The sequence below is a fragment of the Bacteroidota bacterium genome, assembly GCA_017303975.1.
Lineage (GTDB): Bacteria > Bacteroidota > Bacteroidia > JAFLBG01 > JAFLBG01 > JAFLBG01.
Window position 1 is genome coordinate 25,782 of record JAFLBG010000038.1, and the last position, 10,632, is coordinate 36,413.

The window sequence follows — 10,632 nt, forward strand, 5'->3', positions numbered from 1 at the left end:
ACTATTATTATTATTTAGCGTAGCCTACAGCTCTGGTTTCTCTTATAACTGTAACCTTTACTTGTCCGGGATAAGTCATTTCGTTTTGAATTTTTTGAGAAATATCAAAAGCTAATTTTTCGGCATCTTTATCGCTTACTTTTTCACTACCTACAATAACACGCAATTCTCTACCTGCTTGAATTGCATAGGTTTTCTCAACTCCTTGGTAAGACAAAGCCAACGTTTCTAAATCCTTTATACGCTTAATATATTGCTCAACAATTTCTCTTCTGGCTCCAGGACGAGCTCCAGAAATAGCATCACACACTTGAATAATTGGTGCGATAAGCGTATTCATTTCTACTTCATCGTGATGCGCTCCAATAGCATTGCATACTTCGGCATTTTCTTTGAATTTTTCTGCTAACTTCATACCTAAAATTGCATGTGGCAATTCCGGTTCGTCATCAGGTACTTTTCCTATATCGTGTAATAATCCTGCGCGCTTAGCCAATTTTACATTTAAGCCCAACTCTGTAGCCATTAACGCACAAAGATTAGCAACCTCGCGTGAGTGCTGCAATAGATTTTGTCCGTATGACGAACGGTAACGCATTCTACCTACCATTCTTATCAATTCAGGATGTAAACCATGAATACCTAAATCGATGGTGGTACGTTTACCGGTTTCAATAATTTCTTCTTCAACTTGTTTTTTCACTTTTTCTACCACCTCCTCTATACGAGCAGGATGAATACGACCATCTGTAACCAACTGGTGTAATGCCAAACGAGCAATTTCTCTTCTAACAGGATCAAAACCTGATAAAATAATTGCCTCTGGGGTATCATCCACAATTATTTCAATTCCGGTAGCAGCTTCTAAGGCACGAATGTTGCGTCCTTCACGACCAATAATTCGACCTTTTATTTCATCATTTTCAATATTGAATACAGTTACCGAGTTTTCAACCGCATGCTCGGTAGCTACACGTTGAATTGTTTGGATAACAATTTTTTTAGCTTCTTTGTTAGCTGTCATTTTGGCTTCATCTACAATATCTTTTATGTACGACATTGCATCCGTTTTCGCTTCTGCTTTTAACGATTCTACCAACTGATTTTTAGCATCTTCAGCAGATAAGCCCGAAATAACTTCCAACTGTTCTACTTGGCGTTTGTGCGCTTTATCTACTTCTGCTTGTTTCTTATTCAGTAATTCTAGCTGCGCATTTAAGTTGTTTTTAATAGTATCTACCTCATGCTGCTTTCGCTGAAACTCTTCTGATTTTTGGGATAACTGAGACTCTTTTTGTTTAATACGATTTTCGGCAACACTTACTTGTTGATTTTTTTCATTAATCACCTTTTCATGTTCTGTTTTAAGCTGCAAAAATTTCTCTTTAGCCTGTAAAATCTTATCGTTTTTTATTGCTTCGGCCTTAAGTTCGGCTTCTTCTAATTTAAGTTCGGCTTTACGCAAAACCGATTTTCGCAAAACAGTTGCTGCAATTGCAACGCCAATTCCTATTCCAATAATAGAGGCGGCAACAACTATTATCATTGTTATTGTATCCATAATTTTTAGTTTGAAGTACGCGAAATAAATAAGAAGGATAGAGAATTGTACCTGTATTACTTATTTAGATGTATGGAAACAAAACTCTCCATATCTTCTAATTTAACAGATAAATCGTGGTATTCTTGTTTAATTTTGTCTTGTAATTGTATGTTTTGGCTCGCAAACTGAAATACAGCCATTGCCAGAATATCTTGCTTATCTTTTACAGAGTAGCTTTGCTCAATGGTTTTAACCATCTCGTCAATAGCTGCTACAGTTTTAGTTATAACCAACTCTTCTTCCTGTCTTGCTACCGTAATAGGATAAACACGACTTGCAATTTTAACCTGAATCGAATTATCTGCCATATATACTTAGATTACCTAAGCTTTATTAAACAACTCTATACTTTTATCAATTTCACGAACTAGTTCGTTAATTGTTTTTTTTAGTTCTGAGGTATTTACCTCTTTTTCATTTAAATAATTAGCCAATTTAATCACTTTATTTTTCTCCTCCAATTGAGCTATCTGTTTTTTTTGTTCTTCAATTTTGTTAATAAGTATTTGATGCTCGCTGCTCAAGTTAAGGTAGTCATCTTTTAATTTGTTGTAGTTAAAAATAAATTTTTCTATTTTGGATAAAACAGAGGTTGTCTTAAACAATACATCTTCATAGTTAACCATCTGAAAAACAGTTTTTTGATTAGATTTATTTAAAGTAAAGCTAAAAACAATTTATGACTTTAAAAAAAATATTATTTACACTTGGTTTCGTATTTTTTTGGGTAGCTACGTTTAAAACACAAACTGACCCCTACCCCAAAAACTATTTTCGGTCGCCACTGGATACAACTTTGCAATTGGCAGGGAATTTTGGCGAATTAAGAAACAATCATTTTCATGCCGGATTAGATATTAGAACATTAAGTCAAGAGGGATTAAAAATCTATTCGGTGGCAGATGGATATGTTTCTCGCATAAAAATATCTCCGGTTGGTTATGGCAAAGCTTTGTATATAACTCACCCTAATGGATATGTTTCTGTGTATGCCCACCTACAATCTTTTAATGGAGCTGTGGCCGAATATGTAAAAAAGAAGCATTATGAGCTGCAATCATTCGAAATAGATGTTTTTCCGGGTAAAGATGAAGTTCCGGTTAAACAAGGAGACATTGTTGCTTTTTCCGGAAATACGGGTAGCTCACAAGGACCGCACCTTCATTTTGAAATGAGAGACGAAAAAACAGAAAAAGCGATAAATCCTCAATTATTTGGTATTGCAGTAAACGATTGCAAAAAACCATTTATTGGAAACATTACTATTTTTCCGTTGGATGTAAACTCCTACGTGAATGGACTAAACAAACCTTTAACTGCTAATTATTTAAAAATGGGTACTCAACCACTTGCTACCGTTTGTGGAAATATTGGATTAGGAATAGAAACTGTAGATAGTGAAGATAATTCTGCTCATGTTAACGGAACCTACTCTGTAGAATTGCATGTAAACAACAAACTTATTTACAAGCATACTATGGAAAAAATTGGATTTGACGAATCTCGTGCTATTAATTGTTTTACAGATTATGCAGAAAAAAGACGAACAGGACGCAACATTCAACGGAGCTATCTAGTAAAAAACAATCCGCTTAAAATATACTCTAATCTTGTAAATAATGGAATACTGCATATTGATTCTGACTCGCTGTATGTAATTACCTACAAAGCTTTTGACATATGCGGCAATGCCAGCGAAAGAACTTTTTTGTTAAAAGGGCAGAAAATACCTAAAGAAAAACCAAAGATAGTTTCGGATAAACATGTAGCGGTTTTTTATGCGCAAGAGCCAAACACCTTTAAAACCAACGATTTTTTTATTGATATGCCAGCAAACATATTATATGAAGACATTCGCTTGCAATTTTCGGCAACCAAAAGTATCGTTCCCGGATGCTTCTCGCCTCTTTATGCTATACATAAGGACGATATTCCTGTTCACAGCTACTACACCATTGGGATAAAAGCTCCTACTACATTATCAGATAGCTTAAAACAAAAACTATACATAAGCTATAGCGATACCAAGGGGAAAATTAGTAACGAAGGTGGCGAGTTTAAAGATGGTTTTATTGTAGCCAAAACAAGAAGTTTTGGCAATTTTGTACTTAAAATTGACACAATGCCCCCTACGGTTACATCGATAAATGTAAAAGCCGGAAAACCTTTTTATGCAAAACAATTGCTTCGTTTTAAAGCATTTGATGGCGCAACCGGAATAAAAGATTACGATGGCTACATAGATGGGAAATGGATTTTGTTTGAATATGACCAAAAAAGAAATCTATTGTTTCATGAGCTTGATGGAAGTATTGAAAAAGGAACTCACAATTTCGATTTATTAGTAAAAGACGGCAGAGGTAATGTAAGAAGATACAAATCTAAAATTACTATTGGAGGTTAGCTAAATTCGTTATCCTTAAACTGACAATTCTGCTTTTGCAGCTGCAATTGTATTTTTTGAGTTGCCAATAAATATTTTGTTATTGATAAGTAAAACAGGGCGTTTTAAGAATGTGTATTCTTCCAAAATGTAACTACAATACTCTTTTTCGGTAAGATTTTTTTCGTTCAATCCTAGTGTACGATATTTGAGAGCTACCCTGCTGAATAGGCTTTCGTAACTACCTGATAACCCTATTAGCTCTTCCAATTGCTGCGGAGTGATTTTTTGTGTTTTGATATCTTGCAAGATGAAATTCTTAGTCGAGATATTCAATTCTTTTATAATTCTTATGCAGGTTGAGCAGCTTGAGAGATAATAAATCTTATTCATTTGTATTTCATTTTAAAAATTATTATTACCAGAAAGCATCCTTAATTTCATCAAGAAAACTAAATTCAACTTCTCCATTACATTTAACATGCTTTGCAATTGCCTGTTTTAATTCTGAATAATTTGAATGATACGTTTCCGAAATTTTGATAATTTTCTTATTTGCCCTAATCAAATAAAGATATTCAAATGTATCTGTTTCACTACTTAATTTAGAAGTAGCAAAAGAATCAAAATCTTTAAATCTAAATGTTTTGCTATGTTGCATGTAATTTCGCTTTTCAATAAAATCATTTCTAATTTCCACTAGTATAATTTTTGTTCTTAGCTCGTTAAATAAAAGTGCTATGAATAAAAATGCAACCACTAACACTGTTGCTATCTCTAATTGAAATAAGTCGTTTATCGTTTTGGGATTAACATACAAAAGCGTTACAATACCAACAACCACCAATAATACAAGTAAGAATATAACCAAATATGCTTTAAAAGTAAACTTCGATTTTATCATTTTACTATACGATTCAACTATAAAAAGTATCTAAATCGCCATTGAACTAAATAGAGCTTCTCTACCGCAAAATTATGGCTTAAATTCGTACTTTATTAGGTTGTCGGCAATTGATGAAACTTATTTTGTCAACTTCCCTCTCAAAATAATACTTGGGTCTATTTTTACAAAAATTTAATTTCCAAATACTTCGCAGATAAGAACTACAATATGTAAACAAAAACGCCTGATAACTCATGTGAGAAATCAGGCGTAAAATAAAAATACAATTAGGATTATTGTGCGTTATCTAGTAATGTCAAAGTTAGTGCAATTGCAATTTCATCATTAATAAATTTATCTGCTAAATCAGGAAAAACAGACTTGGATTTGTACTTAATATTCCATTTTGTTCTGTCTATTTCAAACGAAGCTGAAAGCATCTTACTTGAATCGATTGTTGCATCAAACTCCACTGAATTAGTAATATTTTTAATAGTTAAATCACCTTTAACATGATGCTTGTTTCCTTCCATTTTTGCAGATTCTTTTACTACAAAAGAAGCTGTAGGAAAACTGTCAGTAGCAAAAAATTCTGCACTTTTAAGATGGCCAACAAGTTTTGTATTCATTTCTGCATCTGCTAAATCTAAATTCATAATTGAAGCCATGTCGATAACGAAACTACCTGTTGAAATTGTTCCGTTTTCAATTTTACATGAACCAGACACAAGCTTAACAGTTCCATTATGCTCTCCTGTAGGTTTTTTACCCACCCATTCAATTGTACTAGTAGCAGCATCTGCGGTATAAACCCCATCTTGCACAGCATTCATTTGTTCCATTATCGCAGTTTGCTCATCGTCATGATTTTCGCAGCATGCGCTAGAATCAAGTGCTATATAAGGAGCTATAACTAACGAAACGATTGACATCAATTTGATTAAGATGTTCATAGAAGGACCAGAAGTATCTTTAAATGGATCCCCTACGGTATCTCCAGTTACAGAAGCTTTATGTGGTTCTGATTTTTTGTAAAACATTTCTCCATTGATAAGCACTCCTTTTTCAAACGATTTTTTTGCGTTATCCCAAGCACCACCTGCATTAGATTGGAAAATTCCCATCAATACACCCGATACTGTAACACCGGCTAATAAACCTCCTAATACCTCAGGCCCCATAGTAAAGCCAACAATTAAAGGAGTTATAAGAGCAATAGCACCCGGCATAATCATTTCACGGATAGAAGCTTTTGTAGAAATAGCAACACATTTTTCGTACTCCGGTTTTGCTTTATACTCCATAATTCCAGGTATTTCGCGGAATTGGCGTCTAACTTCTTGTACCATATCCATGGCAGCTTTACCAACCGCTTGAATACATAGTGCAGAAAATATAAATGGAATCATTCCACCAACAAACAAACCTGCTAAAACAGGTGCTTTATAAATATCAATAGCATCAATACCTGCAATACCAACAAACGCGGCAAATAATGCCAAAGAAGTTAAAGCTGCTGAAGCAATTGCAAATCCTTTTCCGGTAGCAGCAGTTGTATTACCCACAGCATCCAAATTATCAGTACGTTCACGAACCTCAGGAGGTAATTGACTCATTTCTGCAATACCACCTGCGTTATCAGCAATTGGTCCAAAAGCATCAATAGCTAATTGCATTGCTGTGGTGGCCATCATACCTGCTGCTGCAATAGCAACACCATATAATCCCGCACAGTAGTAGGAACAAATAATTCCGCCCGCTAACGTTAAAATTGGGATTACCGTTGATTTCATACCAACAGATAAACCTGCAATAATATTAGTAGCATGTCCGGTTGACGATTGTTGAATGATAGACAATACAGGTTTTTTACCCATTGCAGTATAATATTCGGTTATAATACTCATAATAGCTCCAACTACGGTACCTACAACTATAGCCATAAAAACACCCATTTTGGTGAATGTAATGGAACGCAATGTGATTTCGCCATCAGGCAACATCCACATTACTACAAAATAGGAAGCTAAAACTGTTAATAACATAGATGCCCAGTTACCCATGTTCAACGCATTTTGAACATTAGATTTTTCATCTTTTATGGTAACAAACCAAGTTCCAACAATAGAGAACACAATACCTAAACCACAAATTATCATTGGTAATAATATAGGAGACATTCCTCCAAAATTGTCTGTTACTAAAATTTCTTGCCCCAATACCATTGTTGATAAAATTGTTGCAACATAAGAACCGAACAAATCTGCCCCCATACCAGCCACATCCCCAACATTATCGCCAACGTTATCTGCAATTGTAGCCGGATTGCGCACATCATCCTCCGGAATACCGGCTTCTACCTTACCAACTAAGTCAGCTCCTACATCGGCAGCTTTTGTGTAAATACCTCCACCAACACGTGCAAACAATGCTATTGATTCTGCCCCTAATGAGAATCCTGTCAATACCTCAATAGAAGTTTTAACTGTGTTTTCGCCTAAATTGGCAAACATGGAAAGGAAAGCGATAAACAAACCTCCCAATCCCAATACTGCTAGTCCCGCAACACCTAATCCCATTACGGTACCACCTGTAAAAGAAACTTTAAGCGCTTGCTTAAGACTAGTACGAGCAGCTTGCGTAGTACGTACGTTTGCCTTTGTAGCCACTTTCATTCCAATATAACCTGCTGTAGCTGAAAAAACTGCACCTATAATAAATGCAATAGAGATAATCCAACTTGAATGAATTGGTTTGCCATTGATTTCATGTATTGTTCCAGAATACGCTAAAAGAATAGCGGCAAATAATACAAAAACACTTAATACTTTCCATTCTGCTTTTAAAAATGCCATGGCACCATCGGCAATGTAGCCTGCAAGCTCCTGCATTTTTTTTTCACCGGCATCTTGTTTACTAACCCAAGCCGATTTGATTGCCATTACAACTAATCCTAAAATCCCTAAAGCGGGAATTACATAAATTATTGAATTGTTCATGTTATATATATTTAATAATCAATTTATTACTAATGAAAACTATTTTAAAGGCTGCAAACTTAGTAAATAAATTTTAATGTAAAAAACACAGTTTTTGGTTTTTTACAAGCTATTCAAATTTATATGTGTCAATTTGCATTATTGTTAATCTATTAATGGGTTTGTAAGCTAAATCTTCGTTCTACTTTAAAAGATTGAATATATAGTCTTTTTTGGTTAAATTAGTATCATATATGAATTTTCGATTTTTATTTGTCTGCATACTCATTTTCTCACAAATTACACTCATTGCACAAAAAAAAGAAAACGGAATAGTTTCTTCTAATAAGTACAATGCCCCAGAAACTCAAGATGGGTCTGGTTCATTGGGTATAATTTACAATAAAAGTGCATGTGGGCTCAATTATTTTCAATATTCAAAAATAACAACTAATCGTATGGGAGGGGGCAGCGGATTTCCAACAACGCTTACAGTATCTGCACTGCCAGAGTGTACATACCTAGATACGGCATTTTTGTGGATTGGGGGGTCATACAAAGGGTCTATTAATAATGCTACAGTAACCATAACAGACCCAAGTAATAATTCTATTTCCTACGCACCACATATATCTGGAACTGGAGGTGACAAATGTTGGAGTGAAGATGGTACAGTAACATACAGAATTGATGTTACTCAATCATTTATTGGTAATGGAGTTTACACTATTGATATAACAGGCGTAACCAACCCTAACTATTGGTTGGATGGAGTAAATTTAATAGTTATTTATAGAGATAGACAAGCAAGTTATTATGCAACCTTAGTAATTGAAGACGGTAATATTACAAATGGCAGCGGAGGATCTAGAAGTGATATGATGACTGGGTTTGTAGCTTGTGGAAATTCAAGTTATGCTCGTGGTTTTTTAATTGTTTCGGACGTTCAAGCCAACGCAGGGCCTACATATCAAGGAACTATAAATGGAATAACCTCAGTTTATAATAAAAAATTCTGGAACTTTGATACCGTTTTAACTTCTGTTACTGCAGGACAAACTTCAGCTACGTTTGGAGTCGATGCCCCTGGAGATTGTTATACTATATATGCTACAGGCCTTTATTTCCAAACAAACTCATGTGTAACCTGCACTCCTGTTATTGATATAACGGGAAGCTCTATCACAAACCCAACATGCAACGGGCTATGCGATGGTTCTATAAACTTATCTGCAATAGGTGGCCAATTACCATACTCCTATACACTTGATGGAACTCCAGGTATTACATCCAAAAGCAATGTATGTGATGGAAAATATTTATACGCTATTAAGGATTCTCAAGGATGCATTGTAAAAGATACAATTGATATAATTGAGCCGCCTATTTTAACCCCAACAATAGTTTCTGTTGATAGTGTTCAGTGTAATGGAGGATCTGATGGAGTAATTACAGCTAGTGTTAGTGGAGGTACTCCAACGTATTCTTACAGTTGGAGTAATTCATCTACAAATCAGAATGCCTCACTTTTAAGCAGCGGCAATTACACACTTACAGTTACTGACATAAACGGCTGTACAGCCAACATATCTAGTGTCGTTTTAGAACCAGATCCAATTACACTATCTATATCTACCGCTCCTACCTCATGTATAATGAATGATGGGAGCGCTATCGCAAATACAATTGGAGGTGTTGGCAACTACAACTATAGTTGGTCAAATGGAGAAACCTCTAATATAATTTCTGGACTTGGAGTTGGCAGTTATACGTTGCAAGTTATAGATGGAAATTTATGCACTGCTAATGGAAATGCAACAATTATTTTTGCAAGTCCATTTCCTACGGCCGATTTCACTATTAATCCAACAAGTCCAAGTATAATTTACTCTACAGTAAATTTTATAAACAAATCGAGTGGTGCAACGAATTATCTATGGAACTTTGGGGACACGTCAAACTACACTACAAACACAAGTAACGATGCTAGTCCATATTACAATTACCAAAACTTAGGGGTATACTGTGCTAGCCTAATTGTCGTTAACGAATATTCATGTAAAGACACTGCTGAATTGTGTTTTGAGGTTAAGCAAGACTTCTCCTTTTTTATTTCCAATTCGTTTTCTCCTAATGGAGATATGATAAACGATGACTTTTTTGCATTTGGTGTTGGTATATCAGAATTTCAACTTATAATTTTTGATAGATGGGGAATACAAACCTACAATTCCGGCAAAGTTGAATCTCCAGAAAAGGCCATTCCATGGAATGGGAAATATCAAAATATGGGTAACAAATTAGCCCAACAAGATGTTTATGTATGGAAAGCATACATAACAGATGTTTTTGGGAAATTACACTCGTTTGTAGGACACGTAAATCTAATAAGATAATATTCCGATTGTAAAGAGAGTCATTTTTGCTCAAACAAATTAAAAAGTTGTACCACCCACATTTTATTTAAAGTGGATGATACAAATTTTTTGTCGAGGTGACTGGATTCGAACCAGCGACCACTTGCACCCCATGCAAGTACGCTACCGGGCTGCGCTACACCTCGAAACAAAATTTTTGCAGGTTAGATTTTGTGCTTTTCGAGATGTTAATGTTTGTAAAACATTACTTTGCATGTGTGGTCTACCTCCACCTATACTCCGCAAAATTAATAATTTTTAATTTTCTCAAAATAGTAGTTCCAATTAAACCTTAGTATCTTAGTTGAGTCTCAAGTAAAAAAATGAAATATCTCCATTAATTTTGCGTTAAACATCTTATTTAC

The 10,632-nt window shown here is 34.9% G+C and carries 8 protein-coding genes and 1 tRNA gene; 2 read left to right on the top strand and 7 right to left on the bottom strand.

The window, feature by feature from the left end:
- Positions 1–10: 10 nt before the first annotated feature.
- The 3 genes from rny to J0M08_11785 are packed head-to-tail and all read right to left on the bottom strand — an operon-like array spanning position 11 to position 2,229.
- Entirely contained in the window at positions 11–1,561 is a 1,551-nt protein-coding gene (gene rny / locus J0M08_11775) for a ribonuclease Y (GenBank protein ID MBN8703736.1), read from the bottom strand.
- Between the two features lie 56 nt (positions 1,562–1,617).
- On the bottom strand, positions 1,618–1,911 hold the full coding sequence (locus J0M08_11780; GenBank protein ID MBN8703737.1) for a cell division protein ZapA: 294 nt from the start codon (positions 1,909–1,911) through the stop codon (positions 1,618–1,620).
- Between the two features lie 15 nt (positions 1,912–1,926).
- A complete protein-coding gene (locus tag J0M08_11785) occupies positions 1,927–2,229 on the bottom strand; it encodes a hypothetical protein (GenBank protein MBN8703738.1) in 303 nt (100 codons plus the stop codon).
- Between the two features lie 53 nt (positions 2,230–2,282).
- Between J0M08_11785 and J0M08_11790 the strand changes: the two genes are divergently transcribed.
- A complete protein-coding gene (locus J0M08_11790) occupies positions 2,283–4,007 on the top strand; it encodes a M23 family metallopeptidase (GenBank protein MBN8703739.1) in 1,725 nt (574 codons plus the stop codon).
- Between the two features lie 15 nt (positions 4,008–4,022).
- On the opposite strand, the gene J0M08_11795 is transcribed toward J0M08_11790, so the two are convergent.
- The 3 genes from J0M08_11795 to J0M08_11805 all read right to left on the bottom strand — a co-directional run bounded on the left by J0M08_11795 (position 4,023) and on the right by J0M08_11805 (position 7,871).
- Entirely contained in the window at positions 4,023–4,379 is a 357-nt protein-coding gene (locus J0M08_11795) for a hypothetical protein (protein ID MBN8703740.1), read from the bottom strand.
- A gap of 25 nt (positions 4,380–4,404) precedes the next feature.
- Positions 4,405–4,890: a hypothetical protein gene (locus tag J0M08_11800; protein MBN8703741.1), complete on the bottom strand. Its 486-nt coding sequence runs from the start codon at positions 4,888–4,890 to the stop codon at positions 4,405–4,407.
- Positions 4,891–5,165: 275 nt separating this feature from the next.
- On the bottom strand, positions 5,166–7,871 hold the full coding sequence (locus tag J0M08_11805; protein MBN8703742.1) for a sodium-translocating pyrophosphatase: 2,706 nt from the start codon (positions 7,869–7,871) through the stop codon (positions 5,166–5,168).
- A 233-nt stretch (positions 7,872–8,104) separates the two neighbouring features.
- Between J0M08_11805 and J0M08_11810 the strand changes: the two genes are divergently transcribed.
- Positions 8,105–10,246, top strand: a complete 2,142-nt coding sequence (locus J0M08_11810) for a gliding motility-associated C-terminal domain-containing protein (GenBank protein ID MBN8703743.1) — start codon at positions 8,105–8,107, stop codon at positions 10,244–10,246.
- Positions 10,247–10,339: 93 nt separating this feature from the next.
- Here the strand turns inward: J0M08_11810 and J0M08_11815 are convergent.
- Positions 10,340–10,413, bottom strand: a tRNA-Pro gene (locus J0M08_11815).
- Positions 10,414–10,632: the final 219 nt, after the last annotated feature.

What these genes read in the sequence shown, in the direction of transcription:
- J0M08_11810 (MBN8703743.1), top strand. Translation starts at nt 8,105, where the DNA reads ATGAATTTTCGATTTTTATTTGTCTGCATACTCATTTTCTCACAAATT.
- J0M08_11780 (MBN8703737.1), bottom strand. Translation starts at nt 1,911, where the DNA reads ATGGCAGATAATTCGATTCAGGTTAAAATTGCAAGTCGTGTTTATCCT.
- rny (MBN8703736.1), bottom strand. Translation starts at nt 1,561, where the DNA reads ATGGATACAATAACAATGATAATAGTTGTTGCCGCCTCTATTATTGGA.
- J0M08_11785 (MBN8703738.1), bottom strand. Translation starts at nt 2,229, where the DNA reads ATGGTTAACTATGAAGATGTATTGTTTAAGACAACCTCTGTTTTATCC.
- J0M08_11790 (MBN8703739.1), top strand. Translation starts at nt 2,283, where the DNA reads ATGACTTTAAAAAAAATATTATTTACACTTGGTTTCGTATTTTTTTGG.
- J0M08_11800 (MBN8703741.1), bottom strand. Translation starts at nt 4,890, where the DNA reads ATGATAAAATCGAAGTTTACTTTTAAAGCATATTTGGTTATATTCTTA.
- J0M08_11795 (MBN8703740.1), bottom strand. Translation starts at nt 4,379, where the DNA reads ATGAATAAGATTTATTATCTCTCAAGCTGCTCAACCTGCATAAGAATT.
- J0M08_11805 (MBN8703742.1), bottom strand. Translation starts at nt 7,871, where the DNA reads ATGAACAATTCAATAATTTATGTAATTCCCGCTTTAGGGATTTTAGGA.